The sequence below is a fragment of the Coprococcus intestinalis genome (genome assembly GCF_023656595.1).
Taxonomy (GTDB): Bacteria; Bacillota; Clostridia; order Lachnospirales; family Lachnospiraceae; genus Coprococcus_A; species Coprococcus_A intestinihominis.
The window spans coordinates 129,779-148,236 of the sequence record NZ_JAMOKJ010000001.1 but is presented as its reverse complement, the minus strand read 5'-3'; the positions used below and the strand labels follow the sequence as shown (position 1 = coordinate 148,236).

Below are 18,458 nucleotides of genomic sequence, written 5' to 3'. Positions count from 1 at the left end.
CTATCTAAGTATAACAAATATATGACATGTCGGGAAGTTGTTTATTAAAAAATTTTGTAATTCAGCATTAAAGAATTGATTTTTCAAATGGGAGGAAGTAGATATGCAGAGCAAATGGAAAAAAATCATCGCTGTACTGATGATAGCGGTTTTTGTTCTTTCAGGCTGCGGAAGTATCGGGGAGAAAAAGAACAGTGCCAACGGAACCGTTCATCTGACATTCGGACACGGACAGGCCGAGGGACATCCTTATCATAAAGCGGCACTTTATTTTAAGGAGCAGGTGGAAAATAAGACAAATGGAAGAGTTATTGTTGATATTCAGCCAAACGGTAATCTCGGTGATGAACGAGAGATGACAGAGGGACTTCAGCTGGGCACTATTGATATCACAGTGGCTGTTGCGGCAACACTGAGCGGCTTTGATTCAGATATGGATGTATTTAATTTCCCATATCTGTTTGATACAAGAGAACAGGCCTTTCAGGTATTGGACAGCGAGACCGGCAAAGAAATCTTTGACGGGATGAAGGAACAGGGAATTGAAATCTATGGCACATTTGATCTTGGTTTTCGAAGCATGACCAATTCAAAGCATCCTATTAAGACACCGGAAGATGCAAAAGGTATTCGAATGAGAACACTGGAAAGCTCTGTTTGTGTGGATTCACTGGGTGAGCTGGGTATTGATGCAGTTTCCATGAGCTTTGGTGAGTTATTTACTGCACTGCAGACCGGTGCGGTGGATGGACAGGAAAATCCATTGTTCACTATTTATAATTCAAGATTTTATGAAGTTCAGAAGTATCTCTCTTTGACAGAGCATTTCTATCCGGTATGTCCGCTGATGGTCAGTGACCTGATGTGGGATAAATTAAGTGATGAAGATGCAGCAATTGTAAAAGAAGAGCTTTATGACATGGTTGACTATGAACGCGAAGTTGCGGGGGATGAACTGGATAAGACACTGCAGGCTATCAAAGATTCGGGAATGGAAGTCAACGAGGTTGATAAAGAAGCTTTTAAAGAAGCCGTCGCACCTGTTTATGATAAATATGCAGACAAATATGGTGATCTGTTTAAAAAGATTGAAGCGGCAAAGGAGGAGAAGTAATGAAAGCGGTTCATACGATAGACCATGTGGTCAATACGATTTTACGCTGGATTGTTATGATCATGCTGAGCGTCATGTCAGTAGTTGTATTTGCACAGGTAGTTTTCAGAATTGTACATTTATCTATTCCATGGAGCGAGGAACTTTCAAAATATCTTCTGATCTGGAGTACATTTATGGGCGCAGCTCTGTGCGTTCGCAAAGGTTCCCTTGTTGGTCTTGAATTTCTGCAGTCTGCTCTGACAAAACGCGGACAGAAAGCATTGAAGATTGTTTTAAGTATCATTATCTGTGCGATGCTGGTATTTCTTATTGGTGTTGGTTTCTGGGCAGTTCGAAGAGTCTGTTTTCAGATTACGCCGGTTTTGAAGCAATCCATGGGTCTGATGTATGCTGCTATTCCGGTGGGGTCAGTTTTTATGCTGATCAATCAGATTATTACAACGATTTATTTGATCAAGGGGGATGAAGAAGCATGACAGCCATATTATTTATAAGTTTGATTGTATTACTCATCATTGGTGTGCCGATTGCTTTTGTGCTTTGCGGTTCTTCTATCCTGGCTATTCTGGCATCTGGTGATATTCATAGTGCCATTGTTATCCAGCGTATGTTTTCAGGCTGCGGAAGCTTCACATTGCTGGCAATACCATTCTTTGTGTTAGCAGGTAATCTGATGAGTGCCGGCGGTATTTCAAAACGTCTGGTGAATCTCTGCAACAGTTTATTCGGACATATTTCCGGTGGTCTGGCTATGGTAGCCATCATTACATGTGCATTTTTTGCAGCTATTTCAGGTTCAAGTGCAGCCACAGCAGCGGCTGTAGGTACCATTATTATTCCTGAAATGCTGAATCATAAGTATGACAAGAATTTTGCGGCAGCGACAGTTGCTTCCTCCGCAGAGCTGGGGGTTATCATTCCTCCGAGTATCGGTTTAATCCAGTATGGTGTGGCAACAGGTACTTCCATCAGTGACTTGTTTATGGCTGGTTTTCTTCCGGGTATCTTCATCTGTCTGGTGCTCTGTGTGGTAGCGCATTTCATGTGCAAAAAACAGGGTTTTGAAGCTAGTGAAAAGGCTTCAGGTAAAGAAAGATGGCAGGCGTTCAAGGATGCAATCCTTGCAATTCTGATGCCAGTCATTATTCTGGGCGGTATTTACAGTGGTTTATTCACACCGACAGAAGCGGCGGTTGTAGCAGTCTTCTACGGTTTGTTCGTCGGATTGTTTGTTTATAAAGAAATCAAATTCTCCGATATTCCGAAGATTTTGACAGATTCAGCCATGACAATGGCAACAGTACTTCTGATTATGTCTGCATCCACTATTTTTGGATGGATTCTGACAAAACAGCAGATTCCTCAGGCAGTAGCCGCAGGCTTCTTAAGTATATCTGCAAGCAAATATGTTTTCCTTCTGTTGGTCAATGTATTGCTGCTGATTATCGGTATGTTCTGCGAAGCAGGTGCAGCCATGGTTATTCTGGCACCGCTTTTGGCCCCGGTGGCTCAGACATTGGGCATCGACCTGGTTCACTTTGGTGTCATTATGATGGCCAACCTGGCAATCGGTATGATGACCCCTCCAGTTGGCGTCAACCTTTATGTTGTCTGTGATACAGCTAAAGTTAAGATTGAGGGCATGATGCCGTATCTGATTAAATTCTTCCTGGCTCTGATTGCCGGCGTGCTGGTTGTTACATATGTACCTCAGTTGTCACTGTTGTTTGTTCACTTATTTGGTCAGTAAAATTATTAGTCTTGAATTTAGGCGTGAGAGCGCAGAAATGGGAGTATTATGAAAATTACAGATATTAAAACAATAATCCTGCATTATCCATATAAGCAATGGATTGCAGATGGATGCGGCAGCTGTGGTGCCAGGGGGGCTTTTCTGATTCTCATTGAAACGGATACCGAACTTTGTGGAATCGGGGAAGCCGCCACCTTCGGTGGTTCCATGGAGGCTATGAAAAGTATTGTGGAAAAGCAGTTAAAACCATTGATTCTTGGAGAGGATCCGACAAAAATCGAGTATCTGCATCAAAAAATGATGTGGAATAACTGGTCCAACGGTCGCAAAGGTATGGTGATGGGCGCCATCAGCGGCATTGATGTTGCACTTTGGGATCTGCTTGGCAAGGTGGCAGGATTGCCGGTATGCAAGCTGCTGGGGCAGGTGACAGATAAGGTACAGGGTTATGCCAGCGCAGGTTTCTATGCACCGGGAAAAACTCTGGAAGACCTGCAGCGTGAAATCGAAGGCTATCTCCAGAGAGGTTTTACGGCTTTCAAAATGAAAATCGGACGTACAGCCAATAACCACAAAATGCGCCTGCAGTTTATGAATAACGGTGATTTTTATCTGACACCAGAGGAAGACAGGGCGCGAATCGCCCTTGTAAGACGGACCATCGGGCCGGACAAAATTCTGATGGTGGACATGAATTGTACCTGGGATATGAATGATGTCCTGGAAGCGAAGGATTTCTTTAAAGAAAATAATATTTTTATGGTGGAAGAACCGATTCGTTCCGATGATATCGCCGGATATAAGCGTCTGACAAAGGAGATGGGCAGTATCCGTGTGGCGGGTATTGAATCAGAGCAGGGCTTGTCGAGATTTGGTGAGTTGATTGCAGAGGAAGCTATGGATGTTGTTCAGGCCTCACTTGGCTGGGCAGGCGGTTTTACAGCATGTAAGAACATCGCAACATTGGCCCATGCTTTTGATAAATTATATACACCGCACTCATTTTTCTCGGCCGTGATGACAGCAGCCAATATCCAGCTGGCGGCTTCACAGGTTAATATTCCGTTTATTGAGGCGGAAGAAAATGAGAATCCGTTGAGAACAGAACTTTTGAAAGAGCCAATCGAAGCGGATGCACATATGAATTATTATGTCACAGACAAGCCTGGCCTGGGCGTGGAGCTTGACTGGGATGTGGTTGAAAAATATGCGGTTAAGTAAATATAATTTTTAGGTAACAGTAAAATTTATTATAAACATATCAAAATTATCATCATATCAAATTTAATTTTAGGAGGATTTTCAAATGAAAGTAGGATTTATTGGACTTGGAATTATGGGTAAACCGATGGCAAAGAATCTTTTAAAGGCAGGTCATGATGTTTATGTTAACGACTTAAACAAAGATGCAGTGGCTGAACTTGTTGCAGCAGGTGCACATGCTGGGGAAAGCAATGCAGATGTGGCTAAGAATGTAGAAGTTGTTATCACAATGGTTCCTAATTCTCCACATGTAAGAGCAGCTGTTCTTGGCGAAGGTGGTGTCATCGAAGGGGCAACAAGTGATACAGTTATTATCGATATGTCTTCTATCGATCCTGTAGAATCCAAGAAAATTGCAGCAGAACTGAAAGAAAAGAAAGGTATTGAAATGCTGGACTGCCCTGTTTCAGGCGGCGAACCAAAGGCTATTGATGGCACACTTTCCATCATGTGCGGCGGCAATAAAGAAATTTGGGATAAATATTATGATGTATTAAAGGCGATGGGTGCATCTGTTGTTTATGTGGGTGAAATCGGTTCGGGTAATGTTGCAAAACTTGCCAACCAGATGGTAGTTGCCATTAACATTGGTGCATGTGCAGAAGCAATGACATTTGCAAAGAAAATGGGTTCTGACCCTGAACTGGTCTATCAGGCCATCCGCGGTGGTCTTGCAGGTTCCACAGTTATGGATGCAAAAGTGCCGATGATGTTAGCAGGTAATTATAATCCAGGATTCCGTATCGACCTGCATATCAAAGATTTAAATAATGCTTTAAATGCTTCTCATGCCATCAATATGCCTGTACCAATGACAGCACAGATGATGGAAGTGATGCAGGAATTGAAGAATCACGGCGAAGGCAGCTGTGATCATGATGATATCGTTCGTTACTATGAGAGAATGACAGGCGTTTCAATTGTGAAAGGGAAATAATGAATACAGAATTTATTAAAGGTGTTATTGTACCGATTATTACAGTGATCAATGAAGATGAGAAAATTGACGAAGCCGGTATGAGAGACCAGGTGGATTACGTGATCGAGGGTGGTCTTGACGGAATTCTGGCTTATGGTTCCAATGGTGAATTCTACCAGATTGAAGAAGATGAGATGGAACGCGGCTTCAGGATTATGGTAGACCAGGCTGCCGGCCGTGTCCCTGTCTACTTTGGCATTGGTGCCATCAATACAAAGAAGTGCGTTCGTCTGGCAAAAATGGCAGTAGCTAACGGTGCAACCGGAATCTCCGTTCTGCAGCCGATGTTTTTGAAACCGGATGCAGAGGAACTTTTCTTACATTTCAAGACGATTGCAGAAGCTGTTCCTGAAACACCGGTTCTGCTCTATAATAATCCGGGCAGAGTGGGATACACACTGAGTGCAGATTTAGTTGAAAAACTGGCTCATGAAGTGCCGAATATCGTTGGCATGAAAGATACATCCGGCGATATCACACAGACAGAAGAATTCATTCGCAGAAATCGTGATGTGGACTTCAAAGTATTTGGCGGCAAAGATACTCTGCTTTATGCCAGCCTCTGCATCGGTGCTGTGGGCGGTGTGTGTACAGCAGGCAACTTTATGCCGGAACTGATTATGGATATCTATCATAAATATACAGCCGGAGATATCAAAGGGGCTCTTGAGGCTCAGTATAAACTGAATCCGGTCCGTCTGGCCATGGATGCTGCAAGCTTCCCAGTGGCAGCAAAAGATATGGCACAGATGAGAGGCAGAAAAGTCGGGGCACCTTATTTGCCGAATAAGCTCACAGGACCGGGAAAAGCTTTTGATAAGATGCATTCTGAAATGAAAAAAGCGGGTCTGATTTAAAAAGAAAAATATACATATACTAAAGAAAAGTGCATAATAACTCCCTAAAAAGTTGTTTCTATAGAAATAAATATAGGAACAACTTTTTTATCTGTACAATGCTGTTTTGACATTTAACAGATGGGAAGAATAGATGATATATCATTGGAAATTGATCGGATATGAAAACGAGCTGAAAAAATTGTATACAAAAATGTCGTGAAAGCGACAAAATCAAGAAATTGTCATGACATCTGATTTTTATTTTATGTTAGAATATATCGCAGAACAAACAGGTTGAATAGGAAAAACAATAAGTGATATAGAATAAATAATGGAGATTGATGACAATGAGTAAGATTGGCTTGGTATTGGAAGGCGGCGGCATGAAATGTGCCTATACCGCCGGAATTCTGGATGCCATGATGGATAATGGCGTCACTTTTGATTATTGTATCGGTGTTTCAGCCGGTTCGGCCAATGGGGTTTCTTTTGTAGCCGGACAGCGGGGCAGAAATATCCGCTTTTACACAGAGCATATTAATGAGAAGGGCTACTTTGGTCTTTCTTCTTTTTTGAAGACGGGTAATCTTTTCGGGCTCCAGTATATATATGGAACACTGACCAATTCCGGTGGCGCAGATCCGCTGGATTTTGATGCCTTTATGAAAAGTCCGATGGAATACTGGCTGGTGGCAACGGATGCTCAGACAGGCAAGCCAACTTATTTCAGTAAGAAAGATATGCATAAGGATGATTATCGTCATGTGATGGCATCCTGTGCGATTCCTGCAGCCTGCAGGCCTGTTGAGATCGATGGAAGATTTTACTACGATGGCGGTGTGTCGGATTCTATTCCTGTTCAGAAAGCCATGGATGACGGCTGTGACAAGCTGGTTGTCATTTTGACCAAGCCCCATGACTTTGTGAAGGAGCCGGAGAAAGACCGGTTTATTTACAAGAGATTATGCAGAAAATATCCGAAGATCATCGAAGCACTGGATCACAGACATATCATGTACAAAGCCTGCCAGGATAAAATGTTTGCGTTGGAAAAGTCAGGTAAAGCATTTGTTTTTGCACCGGAACATGTACTTGGCGGCGGCACTTACAGCATGGATGCCAAGGAGGAAGAGGCTATTTATGAGATGGGCATCAAGGATTTTTATGCACAGCAGGAAAAACTGAAGGCTTTTATGAAGTAAGTGTTGTAGAGTAAAGCTTTACCCATGAGAGCGCCATATTCAAATTCACTGCCAGAGTGCAGTCAAATCAAATATTAAGGGAAGGATTTAAAATGAGTCTATTCTTCGCTGGCAGTGAGAGCGGCCTGTGAAGAATAGACTCATTTTGAATCCTTTTATTAAACTATGGGATCGTACTCGTCTTACTTTTTGAAAGCACTCAAATCGATCATTCGATGGACAAGGGAGCTGTATTTATCGTAAAATGTCTGCAGGCTTTCTGCATCGTAGTGGCTGCAGAAATCGGCATTTTTCAGATCGTCCAGGTAACTGCTGATCCTCTGGATCAGCTGGTCAGATAGGACAGAATAAAAGTAAGGACCGACGTCTGTATGATAGCGTCCCGGATTCTTCAGGAACAGCTTTTTACGATTGTTGAAAATGGAGAAATGTATCTCGGAATCCCGCACCGACTCGTTGGCGTAATCGATCATGAGCTTATTGCCATCGATGGTATAGGTGAAATCGTAGGATATGGAGGGCAGCTCCATTGCGCCGCTTCCGCTGCCGTCAAAGGAATAGGTGGTCGTTCCGTCGAACTCCCATGTGCCTGCAAGTGCGTCCGTGCCGCCGGAGCAGCCTTTTGCCAGCAGTATAATGCCAACGATGATTACCGCCAGTGCGGCGATCGCACCGCAAAGCACCATACGGCGCTGCGTCTGTTTTTTCTTCCTTTTTCTGATTCTCTCTACCGTTCGATCTGACTCGTTCGGGAATCGTCCCGGCGGTTGCTGCCTGATGGGGCGGTTCGATTGATAATCCTGCATCATGTGGTTCTTCTCCAGTCCAAGCGAAAGGGCGATGACGGCAATGTCCGTCACCGCCCTTTGCTCAAAGGTTCGCAGCTGATTTATTCAGCGTTTTCTTTCTTCTTTTTGCTGTAAGCGGTGATGCCGATCACTGCGCCGCCGCTGATAAACAGCAGTGCGATCCAGAGGATCATATTGCTGTTGTCACCGGTCTGCGGAGAATCCGGACCAGTCGGCTTGCCCGGCTCAGTCGGTGTTCCGGTAGCCGGAATCTCAACTGCCGCCTTCTTGTAGCCGCAAACCTTGCACTCCTCATGCTTGGAGCCCTTTTGCGTTGCGGTCGCTTCCTTGTCAACAACCCACTTGAAGTCGTGCGCCGCCTTATCGGCCTTATCTCCGCAAGAGCACTCATGCCAGTGGTTGTCGGCATCGTTCTTCCAGTCGGAGCCGTAGCTGTGAGTATGCTCACCGCCGCCGGTTGCCGGGATAGTTTCGGTTGCCATCGTATAACCACAGACGGTGCATTTCTTATGCTTTGTGCCGCTTGTGGTAGCTGTTGCCGGGGTATCGATGATCCATTCGCCGGCGGTATGCGCTGCTGTATCTTTCTTATCGCCGCAGGAGCACTCATGCCAGTGGTTGTCGGCATCGTTCTTCCAGTCGGAGCCGTAGCTGTGAGTATGCTCACCGCCGCCGGTTGCCGGGATAGTTTCGGTTGCCATCGTATAACCGCAGACGGTGCATTCCTTATGCTTTGAGCCGCTTGTGGTAGATGTTGCCGGGGTGTCGATAATCCATTCGCCGGCGGTATGCGCTGCTGTATCTTTCTTATCGCCGCAGGAGCACTCATGCCAGTGGTTGTCGGCATCGTTTTTCCACTCGCTGCCGTAGCTGTGAGTATGCTCACCGCCGCCGGTTGCCGGGATAGTTTCGGTTGTCATCGTATAACCGCAGACGGTGCATTCCTTATGCTTTGAGCCGCTTGTGGTAGATGTTGCCGGGGTGTCGATAATCCATTCGCCGGCGGTATGCGCTGCTGTATCTTTCTTATCGCCGCAGGAGCACTCATGCCAGTGGTTGTCGGCATCGTTCTTCCACTCGCTGCCGTAGCTGTGAGTATGCTCACCGCCGCCGGTTGCCGGGATAGTTTCGGTTGCCATCGTATAACCGCAGACGGTGCATTCCTTATGCTTTGAGCCGTCGGTTGTATCAGTTGCCGGGGTGTCGATGATCCATTCACCGGCGGTATGCGCCGCCTTGCTGTCCTCGATGATCACGCCGCAGCCGACAACGGTGCACTCTTTCCAGTGATCGGTATTATCGGACTTCCAGTCGGAAGCGCTATGACCTGTTGCCGCAAGGATTACGCTTGTCTTGTCGGTAATTTCGGATGCACCGGTTGCATCCTCAAACCACTTGTCACAGCCGTCGCAGGTGTAATATGCTGTGTTGCCTTTCTCCGTGCAAGTAGGAGCCTTTGCGGGAACAAGGGTCAGATTGTGCGTATGCGGTACGGTCTTGTTATATCCGCAGGTGTCGCAGATGTTATCGCTGCCGTAATCGTGAGCCGCCTCGTCCTTCTTTTCGTGGCAGCGAGAGCATTCTTTCCAATGATTGTCTGTGTCCTTGCTCCAATCGCTTGCCCATGCGTGCCCGAGCTGTGTACCTGCTGCAGTAAAGGTTTCTGTTGTGCTGATCTCTCCGCAGGAGCAGCTCTTGAAATATACTTCATCGTTGGTGCAGTCGGCAGCCGACTTGAGGGTTTCCGGCTTCTGAATTTCCTGATCGTAGGTGTGGGTATGGGGAATTGCCTTGTATGTTACAATAACGGTTTTGTCTGCGTCCATCGTAACATTCAGGATATTGGAAAGTACGTCTGTTGCAACGCCGTTCACAGTAACAATGTCGATTTCATAGCCGTCATCAGGGGTAAAGATAACCGTTTCGGTGGAGCCTTCGGTCAGTCCGGTTTTGCTTGCGGAAATCGTTCCGTGACCGCCGTTTACCTGTGTTGTGAGGCTATAGGTGGTGACAGGTGCGTTCTTGTAGGTCGCTTTCACGCTGACTTCACTGTCAGGCATTATGAAAGTAGTGGTTTCACTGTTCGCATCTTCAAGAGTAGTGCTGCCGCTTTCTACTACCCACTTATCAAACACCTTACCGTCAGGAGCCGCATTTGCGGTCAGAGTAATGGTTGTTCCTTGCGCCGCTTTACTGATTTCGCTTCCTGCACCGATTGTCGCTTTGCCGTCCGTTACGATGATGGAATACTCTTTACTCTCCCAGATTGCATAGAAGGTAGTATCCGAGCTTACTTCATAGGTCGTGCCGGAAATAACCGAACCGTCGGCACTGGTTGACCAGCCCTTGAATTGCTTGCCTTCCGGTTCAGTAAAACCGCAGGCGGGCAGGGTGTAGCTGCCGGAAACGCCGGTGACATCTGCCATTGTGCCGCCGCCACCGTTGGCATTGAATCTGACGGTGTACTCGGCAGGCGGAGTCACGGTGCGGTCATAGCCGCAGGTGTCGCAGATCATATCCGCATCGTCGTCATAGCTATGTGCTTCCGTTACCCGGCCCTTGTCGGCGTATGGGCAATTTTCAGCGGCGCAGACGCGGTAATGGCCGGTTTCGCCATCGGCGGTCCAGTCGCCGTAGGTATGCTCATGCTGCGTACCGAAGCGCCCATAGGCGCAGACGTTGCAGAATTCATCCTGATCGTCATCATAGACGTGGGGCGCGCTGTCCATTTTTTCGCCCCAATACGGGCAGTCTTCGGCGGAGCAGATGCGATAGTGCCGTTCGGCATTATAGCGCCAGCCGTCAAAGGTGTGCGTATGGCTGAATTTGGTGGAGCGAACATAACCGCAGTCGTTGCAGTATGGATCCGTGTCATCATCATAGCTGTGGGCGGCTTTGTCCTTGATGCTGCCGGTCTTATCCGTGCAGTCTGCATCGGTACACTCGTGCCAGTGGCTGTTTATGTCCCAGCTCCAATCGCCGTAGACATGACCGCCGGAATGGTCCGGGGCAGCGGAACGCTCGTATTTGCAGACATTGCAGGTGGTGTCCGCGTCGTCGTCATAGACGTGGGCATCCCTGTTGATGATCCGACCGTTCTCCTCCGGGCAGTTCGGATCGGTGCATTCGCGCCAATGCTCCCGGCTGTCCCGGCTCCACTCGCCATAGAAATGGGTATGAGCCGGGGTGATGGAACGGTCGTAGCCGCAGACGCTGCAAATGTCGCCGCTGTAGGTGTGGCCGGACTTCCCGGTCTGGGCCTGGCAGCCGGGTTTGGTGCAGGTCTTCCAGTGTTCGGAACCGTCATAGTGCCATTCCCCGTAGGCGTGCTCGGTATGCCGGTAGCCGCAGACGGTGCAGTCGCCGTAGCTGTTGAAGGTATGGGCCGCTTTGTCCTTTTGAGAGCCGGATCGGTCTGTGCAGACCGGGTTGGTACACTCGCGCCAGTGGCTGGTCTCATCCCAACTGTTAAAGCCTTCCGAGTAGGTGTGGCCGCAGATGGTGCGGGTATAGCCGCAGGTGACGCATTCCGTGCCGGTCTCGCTGTCGTAAACATGCTCGGCATAGTCGGAAACAAATTTGCAATAGCCTGAGCTGACAAAGCACTGTTTCCAGTGATGGCTCCCGCTGGTCTTCCACTCGTCCGCGATATCATGCTCATGGGTCTCGTAGCTGTTGCAGGTCTGGCACCACCAATACTCCAGAACACCGTTTCTATACGAGGGGCTGAGGGTGTGCTTGCCGCGGGAAATGACCACATTGCAGCCGGGCTTTCTGCATTCCTTCCAGTGCTGTTCATCGTCGCAGAGATAGGTTCCGAAGTCATGCTGGCAGGTGATGGTACGGACGTAGCCGCAGGTCTCACAGGTGGCGTTGTCTTCGCCGAAGCTGTGGGCCTCGAGGTCCTCCGTAGCCGTGCAGCCGTCCTGCGCGCAGGCGTGCCAGTGACTGCTCTCGTCCGTGGACCAGACCTCCTCGAAGCTGTGCTCGTGGTCTGCCACACCGCAGCCGCGGCAGATGCCGTTTTCGTCATAGTCATGCACCGCGGTCACGAGGACGTTAAACTCGATATTCTTGGTGTAACGTTTCAGCGACCCCAACGCACCGCCGTGAATGGTTAGGTGATCCCGGATATCCTCCTCGTCGGGGACAAAGAAGGGGCTGCCCGCCTTGGGCTCCAGGTAGAATTCGGCGCAGTAGGTCTGGCCGCCGATGATGGTCCCCGTGAAGGTCTTTCCGTCAACCGTGCACCAGCAGGCATCAGTAGACTCCGGGTGCTGGCTGCGCAGCAGCCAGTAGGGGGCATCCTCCGGCGTTGTGACCACCGGGGGCGGCTCGGGGCTGTAGGTCTTTCTTTTTTCGACGACAGTGCCGCATTTCGGAGCCTCGACGGTCACATCGATGGAGCAGGTCCAGCTGCTGTCGTGGCCCGGCGCGGGAATCTCCGTGACATCGGTCTTTTCGTCGCAGCGGGTGCAGTGGCGGGACTTGCTGCCGTCGGTCTCGCAGGTGGGCTGGACATCGACGGTGAAGTCCTCCTCCCAGTCATGGCCCAGCGGGCCGCTGGTCACGGTTTCTACATGGGAGGGGTCTCGCTTACAGGTTTTTTTCACCAGACCGCCTTCAGTGCAGGTCGCCGAAACGGTCTCCGGTTCGCCCCAGTCGTGGCCCAGGGCGGGGGTGGATACCACGGTTTTGTAGGTGCAGCCCTCCCGCTGGCAGGTACTGATGATATGACCCGACGTGTCGCAGGTAGCGGTGTTGACTACTTTCAGATCATGGCCCAGAGCCGGAATTTCTTTCCGTTCCTCAATGACCCTACCGCAGATTGTGCAGGTCACGCCCTTGGTCAGGCCGGTTTCGGTGCAGGTGGCGGGGGTTTCCTCGACGGTATCCCAGCTGTAGGCGGCGCAATAATGATTGATGGTCAACTCGACCGTCAGATCCTCCCAGACGTTATCGATACGAAAGCGTTTGAGGTAATAATCGCTCGTTTCCTGCTGAACCTCTTTGTTTTTATTGTTGACGATCTTGTCAGGTGAGATGTACGGTTTATTTTTATAGCTGTAAGTAAAGGTGTCACCCGCATGGATCGTACTGGTCTCAGTGGAGCTGGCGCTGGTAAGCTCCTCGCCCGACTCAGGATCAAAGAATTTGGTGATGGTGGTGACCGTTACCTCCGGCAGAGGCTTGGGCTCTACGGCGTAGGTATAGACGGCAGAAGACGCCGAATTTGCCGCATTATCAAAGGATGCTTCCAGCCAGATCTTGCAATTATCCAGAGATGACAGCTTTGTTATGTTATTGCCAAATACGATATCGTCCAATTTGACATGGACGAACCCATATTCATCCGTAAGCTCAGAATCATTGCCGATGTCCTTGCACCAGTAGCGGGAGAAAGTGTGCTCGTTGTTGACATCCATATAGGAAGTCTGCACGACCAGCCAGACTCTGGGCTGACGAGGGCCTCCCAAACTGCTTTTGGCATAGATCTCGCCCTTCTCCCGGTTGACATATAGCTCACCTAAATTTTTACCATGCTGCTCTGCGTCCAGACGAAGCGTCATGGGGTAATTTATGCTTGTTTCATCAACGGAACCGGTCCGAACTTCACCCGCGCCGCTGCCGCTGCTGAGTTCTTCCTGAATCGGAACCATGGAGGCAAAGAGGACTTTATCCAGATCCAGATTTGTCGCCGGCAGCATAGCCGCCGTATCTCCCCAGACCACGTGGTCTGTCCCAAATTGGTCCGTATAGAAGTTGTGAACCAGCTTTTTTCCGGTATAGATGCTGCTGTCAATGCTAACGCTATAGGCGGACACGTTTTGGTGGTCAAAGGCAGTGCGCGACCAGGCCGCGTTGCAATAATCGGCCTGAGTGCTCTGTACCCGAATGCTCTTTAGCCGAATCTGATCGTTAGAGCCAATATAAATCGTATCTTCCTCCGATGCCTTGATGGCAGGGAGATACAGCTTATCTTTGAGCGTATAGACGCGGTTGTTGTTTCCGAGGTCTGTATTTTTGTAGGGCGTTTCGTTTAAAAGGGCTTTCTCAACACGGTTGAACAGTTTATTATCATGAGCAATGGTGTTTCTCAGGCGCCAACGCGAATAGCTTGCCGCATAATACGAGATATCAACCTCTGTCGGCGCGGCAGCGCCATCTGTATAGCTGCTTCCCCATGATGAATCATAATCGATTCTAGTTGCTCCCAGGACTCGCTGGAATACCTCTCTTTGTTCGTATCCGGAAGGATCTGTTAAGCTGGTTGCGGCAAACAACACCGTATTTCTTCCGTTCACTCCATTATCTTTCCCAAAGACATACCACTTTTGGTTACCGTTTCGCCCACGGCTGTTTTTGCCAAGGGTGATCACTGCGCCAGAGTTGGTTTCCAGATCATCAACGGTTGCGTATTCTCTGCTTGATATCTCAACCGGACGGACTGTAAGGGTCATTGCATACGCTGTCATCGGCAGCAGTGTCAGCACCATACAGCACATGAGCAGGATGCTGAGCAGTCGTTTCTTCATGTTGATTCCTCCTTATCTTCCGCATCCTCCATGCGGATCGTTTTTTTCTTTTTGCATCGGATGCAGATCATGGTCACTGTCACCCCTACCGCAAAGGCGGCGATGCCGACCACAATGTATGCGCTTGCGCCTCCTCGCAGCAGCACAGAGCCATAACTGTCCGCCACGGTGGGGACGCCGCCTGACTGTACCTTCCGCAAAAGAATACCGATCTCGGCAAAGAGAAGCAGACTGCACACGCTTAAGGTGGAAAGCACGCGCCTTTCGTGCCGCTTCCTGTATTGCCTCGTCCGTCGCCGGATCTCCCGAACCCGGCGCTCCGTTCTGCCGGTCATTGTCAATGCCTCCTTTCGCTTTTTGTTTCCAGGGTCAATCAACGACCCTCTACTTCTTAAAAGACATGAAATCCAAAATCCTTCCACCCAAAATCGAAAAAAATTCAAAAAAATTGAGCCGCCCCGAATTTGGGACGGCTCTGTACACGAAATCTGTATTTATTCAAAGGAAATGTTCCCTCTTGGCAGCAGCTGCTTTGCTGCGTATAGGCAGAGGAGGAGCAGCGACGGAAAGAGGTATCCCGCCGTTTTCCACACACCGTCCGCTGTGATGAGCAGATTATAGATGGCGTGGAAGCCGATGCAGGCGCCGAGAATGCCCACAGCGCCGGTCGCTGCCAGCCAACGGCGGCGAAAGACATAAGAAACACCGAAGCCGGAAAGAACGCCGCAGAGAAGATGCAGTGCTCCGGCGGAGATCCCGCGGATCAGCAGAAAATTGAAATTGGCCGCGCCGTTTTCCGTCAGGTAGCAGACATTTTCAAAGGTAGCAAAACCAACGGCGATGGCGATGGCTGCCGCAGGCATCTCTTTCGGCTCCGGCTCAAAAATCAGATAGAAAAACAGCAGTGGCAGCAGTTTCATGACTTCTTCACATACGGGTGTGATCTCGATAGCGGCAACGGTGCCATCCACTCCATATTGCCCCATGAAGAAGCTGTTGACATAGGCGCTGAGCAGGCAAACGGCCATACCGACGGTCAAAAACAGCGCATAGCGCCGAACGCGCCCCTTCATGAAAAACAGGGATAAGATCAGCGGGAGCGCAAGGCAGAGGAAAATGTTTTCAATATAGGTCAAGCTCGCTTCACCTCCCGCAGTGTCAGGGGCAGCAGCGCCGCCATGGATAACGTCAGCGCAAGGTCTACAGCGTAGTAGAGCTGAAAGCGTGTGTAGTCGTGCGTGTAATTAGAAATCAAATATAACAACACCTGCAACATAACGCAGATGATCATAAAAAAGTCTCTTTTTCGGTACAAGCTGCCGTTTTGTATATGAGATACCGAGAGATACATGATCGCACCCGCCGTGAGCGAAAACAGTGCGGAAATAAGATAAGACGGGCCGAAATCGTGGTCGAGAAAAGCAACCGCCGCAATGACCGCCGCGGTGGCTCCGGCAGGGAGCGAAAAGCGGCACTCCATCCCCTCCGTTCGCAAAATCTGTGCGGACAGGTAGAAAAGCCACGCAGCCAGCCATGAGATCTCCGCCACATAAAATACTTGCGGCCAGATACCGATGATGACCAGATACAGCACATAGTATATTGTTCCCATGGCGAAGCAGGCATAGGCGAGGGACAGGATCAAAAGATCACGGCTCCTGCGCCGCAGAGCAAAAATGCCTGCGGCAGCGGCGGCACAAAGGAGCACCACGATCTGAAAGAAGTTGTCAATGAGTTCAAAGCTCTCCATCTCCGGCATCCTCCTGCTTCTGTCGTTCATATCTCCGATGCAGACGGTACAAAAGAACCGTCACGCAAACCCCAAGAAGAAACGCCAGCAGCCCCATTATGATATAACCCAGTGCAGCATGACTTCCGAGCAGACTTGCCGTCCCCGAAGGGTGGGCAATCCCGCCGTCCGCTGTGTTTCTCATCAATCCCGGCATAAGCGCGCCGATGCCGATCACCAAAAACAGGCAGGCCGCCATGCACGCCGCATCCAGTCGGCGCTGTCTTTTTATTCGACGCTCCTGTTTGATTTCCGCTGTCCGCCTGTGGATCAGGCGGGCACGCTCCTTACTTGTCCGCATAAGTAAATCCCTCCTGCTCCAAAATTACTTTCAGGCTTTGTTTTCCACGGTAGACCAGTTTTGTGATCTGGCTCTCACTCTTGTTCATGACCGTTGCCGCGTTTCGGTAACTCATATCCTCAAAGTAGACCAGATAAAGAGCCTCCCGGTATTCCGCCTTTAATTTTTCGAGAGCGTCATAAAGCTGGCGGTCTCGTTCGCTGCGGAGCATAGCCGTCTCTGCAAGGGAGTCGCTCCGCGGCTCAAAGTCCAACTCATCCAAGCACAGAAACACAAGACGGTGTTTCTGCTTATGCCGAAGGGCAAGGTGACGAGCGATTTTGTAGAGATATGCCTTAAAACTGCCCTCACCCTCAATCGGCCGCTCCTTTGCGAAAAGCTGTGAAAAGGCCTCGATCATCAGATCCTCCGCCTCGTGAATGTCCTTTATGTATCCATTTATGTAAAGCGTCAGCGCATCGCCGTAGCGTTCCACCAGCAGGTCGGCAGCCTTCTCCTCGCCGTCCAGATACCGCCGGTACGCGGTTTTATCGGAGATCATATCCACCGCCTCCTTCCGTGGCTTTCCTGCGCGGGTCGGACGGCTTTTCCGCGTTTTCCGGGAGCGCCCATGAACGCCCGAACCGGGCCGCGCCGGAGATCCGCCCCTCGGCGCAATACTGGTTGACCCGCCGCTCTGACACGCCCCAACGGTAAGACGCCTCCCGAATGGAGATATAGCCCTTGATCCCGTTCATACCGCATCTCCGCATGGATAATACTCAACATATTACATCATATACGAATATCCGAATAAAAGCAAGCCCACACGGACGACTTTGCACGAAGTTTTTTCGGGGTCGTCAAATTCATCTGCGATCAATAATCGGGAGACGGTGTTGCATATTCGTCCGGCAGTATCCGAAACAGAGGATATATTTGCAGATTTTTCTCCATGATCAGGGCTGTGTCATATTTGAGTGAAGTCAATTCATGCAGTTTTGTTCAGCCTGTACATATCCTGCATTTGGTGGTCACTCTCGGCTGTTTTCGCGGCAGGAAGAAAAAGCAACGGTCGATTTGCTTTCAAGCAGCTTGGACGGTTCATTGCTTCGCCCCCGTTTTATATTTCTCTTTTTGGCGAGGCAGACAGGAGCATTTCCGTTCCCCCTTCGCCCTTCGTATGACAAGGTTCTATGCGGCTTATATGTGGCGATGTATTACTCAACCTTTTTATTATTCATATACCTTTTTATTTTAACTGCGGACGGGTTCAAACCGCCATTGTCGAATAATCCACCGCATCGGCAATACCGAAAAATGCTTCCGCAGCAGCGTTGAAAACAGCATAAAAGCCCTTATTTCAAGCCGTTTTCTGCCCATTTCCGCAAATGGGCTTGTATCAAAGACGGCTTTTAGATAGATGGCGGTGTATCGGATTCTATTCCTGTTCAGAAAGCCATGGATGACGGCTGTGACAAGCTGGTTGTCATTTTGACCAAGCCCCATGATTTTGTGAAGGAGCCGGAGAGAGATCGGTTTATTTACAAGAGATTATGCAGAAAGTATCCGAAGATCATCGAAGCACTGGATCACAGGCATATCATGTACAAAGCCTGCCAGGATAAAATGTTTGCGTTGGAAAAGTCAGGTAAAGTATTTGTTTTTGCACCGGAACACGTACTTGGCGGCGGCACTTACAGCATGGATGCCAAGGAGGAAGAGGCTATTTATGAGATGGGCATCAGGGATTTTTATGCACATCAGGAAAAACTGAAGGCTTTTATGAAATAAGTGTTGTAGAGTAAAGCTTTGCCCATGAGAGTGCCATATTCGATTACTGGCCAGAGTGCTTTTGAAAAGTTCAATGGCGTGCTGCTCAAAAAACATT

16 protein-coding genes are annotated in these 18,458 nt (G+C 49.1%); 8 read left to right on the top strand and 8 right to left on the bottom strand.

The features are described 5' to 3' along the window. Positions 1-103 precede the first annotated feature (103 nt). The 7 genes from NBH03_RS00640 to NBH03_RS00610 all read left to right on the top strand — a co-directional run bounded on the left by NBH03_RS00640 (position 104) and on the right by NBH03_RS00610 (position 7,153). On the top strand, positions 104-1,114 hold the full coding sequence (locus NBH03_RS00640) for a TRAP transporter substrate-binding protein (RefSeq protein WP_250795714.1): 1,011 nt from the start codon (positions 104-106) through the stop codon (positions 1,112-1,114). Beyond that, entirely contained in the window at positions 1,114-1,593 is a 480-nt protein-coding gene (locus NBH03_RS00635) for a TRAP transporter small permease (protein ID WP_250795711.1), read from the top strand. The genes NBH03_RS00640 and NBH03_RS00635 overlap by 1 nt, the downstream gene beginning before the upstream one ends. Next, positions 1,590-2,867 carry a TRAP transporter large permease gene (locus tag NBH03_RS00630; RefSeq protein ID WP_250795702.1) on the top strand — a complete coding sequence of 426 codons (1,278 nt, stop codon included), beginning with the start codon at positions 1,590-1,592 and terminating at the stop codon, positions 2,865-2,867. The genes NBH03_RS00635 and NBH03_RS00630 overlap by 4 nt, the downstream gene beginning before the upstream one ends. 48 nt (positions 2,868-2,915) lie before the next feature. Beyond that, positions 2,916-4,091: a mandelate racemase/muconate lactonizing enzyme family protein gene (locus NBH03_RS00625; RefSeq protein WP_250795697.1), complete on the top strand. Its 1,176-nt coding sequence runs from the start codon at positions 2,916-2,918 to the stop codon at positions 4,089-4,091. A gap of 85 nt (positions 4,092-4,176) precedes the next feature. Beyond that, a complete protein-coding gene (garR, locus tag NBH03_RS00620; RefSeq protein WP_250795693.1) occupies positions 4,177-5,070 on the top strand; it encodes a 2-hydroxy-3-oxopropionate reductase in 894 nt (297 codons plus the stop codon). Further along, positions 5,070-5,969 carry a dihydrodipicolinate synthase family protein gene (locus NBH03_RS00615; RefSeq protein WP_250795690.1) on the top strand — a complete coding sequence of 300 codons (900 nt, stop codon included), beginning with the start codon at positions 5,070-5,072 and terminating at the stop codon, positions 5,967-5,969. Before garR ends, NBH03_RS00615 begins: the two co-directional genes overlap by 1 nt. A 329-nt stretch (positions 5,970-6,298) precedes the next feature. Continuing rightward, complete coding sequence (locus NBH03_RS00610) at positions 6,299-7,153, top strand: patatin-like phospholipase family protein (protein WP_250795681.1); 855 nt, start codon at positions 6,299-6,301, stop codon at positions 7,151-7,153. A 182-nt stretch (positions 7,154-7,335) separates the two neighbouring features. Here NBH03_RS00610 and NBH03_RS00605 read toward each other — a convergent pair whose 3' ends face one another. From NBH03_RS00605 to NBH03_RS00570, 8 genes are all read right to left on the bottom strand, one after another. Then, complete coding sequence (locus NBH03_RS00605; RefSeq protein WP_250795677.1) at positions 7,336-8,013, bottom strand: DUF5640 domain-containing protein; 678 nt, start codon at positions 8,011-8,013, stop codon at positions 7,336-7,338. A gap of 29 nt (positions 8,014-8,042) precedes the next feature. Further along, positions 8,043-14,498 (bottom strand): InlB B-repeat-containing protein, encoded by a 6,456-nt coding sequence (locus tag NBH03_RS00600; protein WP_250795669.1) that lies wholly within the window; start codon positions 14,496-14,498, stop codon positions 8,043-8,045. Beyond that, complete coding sequence (locus tag NBH03_RS00595) at positions 14,495-14,875, bottom strand: hypothetical protein (RefSeq protein ID WP_250795655.1); 381 nt, start codon at positions 14,873-14,875, stop codon at positions 14,495-14,497. The genes NBH03_RS00600 and NBH03_RS00595 overlap by 4 nt, the downstream gene beginning before the upstream one ends. A 117-nt stretch (positions 14,876-14,992) precedes the next feature. Next, positions 14,993-15,634, bottom strand: coding sequence for a PrsW family glutamic-type intramembrane protease (locus tag NBH03_RS00590; RefSeq protein WP_227083678.1), 642 nt, complete (start codon positions 15,632-15,634; stop codon positions 14,993-14,995). After that, positions 15,631-16,248, bottom strand: a complete 618-nt coding sequence (locus NBH03_RS00585; protein ID WP_250795653.1) for a hypothetical protein — start codon at positions 16,246-16,248, stop codon at positions 15,631-15,633. Before NBH03_RS00585 ends, NBH03_RS00590 begins: the two co-directional genes overlap by 4 nt. After that, on the bottom strand, positions 16,235-16,588 hold the full coding sequence (locus NBH03_RS00580; RefSeq protein WP_227083674.1) for a DUF4179 domain-containing protein: 354 nt from the start codon (positions 16,586-16,588) through the stop codon (positions 16,235-16,237). Before NBH03_RS00580 ends, NBH03_RS00585 begins: the two co-directional genes overlap by 14 nt. Beyond that, entirely contained in the window at positions 16,575-17,129 is a 555-nt protein-coding gene (locus NBH03_RS00575) for an RNA polymerase sigma factor (protein ID WP_227083692.1), read from the bottom strand. The genes NBH03_RS00580 and NBH03_RS00575 overlap by 14 nt, the downstream gene beginning before the upstream one ends. Continuing rightward, positions 17,116-17,325, bottom strand: coding sequence for a helix-turn-helix domain-containing protein (locus NBH03_RS00570; protein ID WP_227083672.1), 210 nt, complete (start codon positions 17,323-17,325; stop codon positions 17,116-17,118). Before NBH03_RS00570 ends, NBH03_RS00575 begins: the two co-directional genes overlap by 14 nt. A gap of 703 nt (positions 17,326-18,028) precedes the next feature. Here NBH03_RS00570 and NBH03_RS00565 point away from each other — a divergent pair. Next, positions 18,029-18,361 carry a DUF6363 domain-containing protein gene (locus tag NBH03_RS00565; RefSeq protein WP_250795645.1) on the top strand — a complete coding sequence of 111 codons (333 nt, stop codon included), beginning with the start codon at positions 18,029-18,031 and terminating at the stop codon, positions 18,359-18,361. Positions 18,362-18,458 lie beyond the last annotated feature (97 nt).

What these genes read in the sequence shown, in the direction of transcription:
- NBH03_RS00640 (WP_250795714.1), top strand. Translation starts at nt 104, where the DNA reads ATGCAGAGCAAATGGAAAAAAATCATCGCTGTACTGATGATAGCGGTT.
- NBH03_RS00565 (WP_250795645.1), top strand. Translation starts at nt 18,029, where the DNA reads ATGGATGACGGCTGTGACAAGCTGGTTGTCATTTTGACCAAGCCCCAT.
- NBH03_RS00600 (WP_250795669.1), bottom strand. Translation starts at nt 14,498, where the DNA reads ATGAAGAAACGACTGCTCAGCATCCTGCTCATGTGCTGTATGGTGCTG.
- garR (WP_250795693.1), top strand. Translation starts at nt 4,177, where the DNA reads ATGAAAGTAGGATTTATTGGACTTGGAATTATGGGTAAACCGATGGCA.
- NBH03_RS00570 (WP_227083672.1), bottom strand. Translation starts at nt 17,325, where the DNA reads ATGAACGGGATCAAGGGCTATATCTCCATTCGGGAGGCGTCTTACCGT.
- NBH03_RS00625 (WP_250795697.1), top strand. Translation starts at nt 2,916, where the DNA reads ATGAAAATTACAGATATTAAAACAATAATCCTGCATTATCCATATAAG.
- NBH03_RS00610 (WP_250795681.1), top strand. Translation starts at nt 6,299, where the DNA reads ATGAGTAAGATTGGCTTGGTATTGGAAGGCGGCGGCATGAAATGTGCC.
- NBH03_RS00575 (WP_227083692.1), bottom strand. Translation starts at nt 17,129, where the DNA reads ATGATCTCCGATAAAACCGCGTACCGGCGGTATCTGGACGGCGAGGAG.
- NBH03_RS00615 (WP_250795690.1), top strand. Translation starts at nt 5,070, where the DNA reads ATGAATACAGAATTTATTAAAGGTGTTATTGTACCGATTATTACAGTG.
- NBH03_RS00630 (WP_250795702.1), top strand. Translation starts at nt 1,590, where the DNA reads ATGACAGCCATATTATTTATAAGTTTGATTGTATTACTCATCATTGGT.
- NBH03_RS00585 (WP_250795653.1), bottom strand. Translation starts at nt 16,248, where the DNA reads ATGGAGAGCTTTGAACTCATTGACAACTTCTTTCAGATCGTGGTGCTC.
- NBH03_RS00635 (WP_250795711.1), top strand. Translation starts at nt 1,114, where the DNA reads ATGAAAGCGGTTCATACGATAGACCATGTGGTCAATACGATTTTACGC.
- NBH03_RS00580 (WP_227083674.1), bottom strand. Translation starts at nt 16,588, where the DNA reads ATGCGGACAAGTAAGGAGCGTGCCCGCCTGATCCACAGGCGGACAGCG.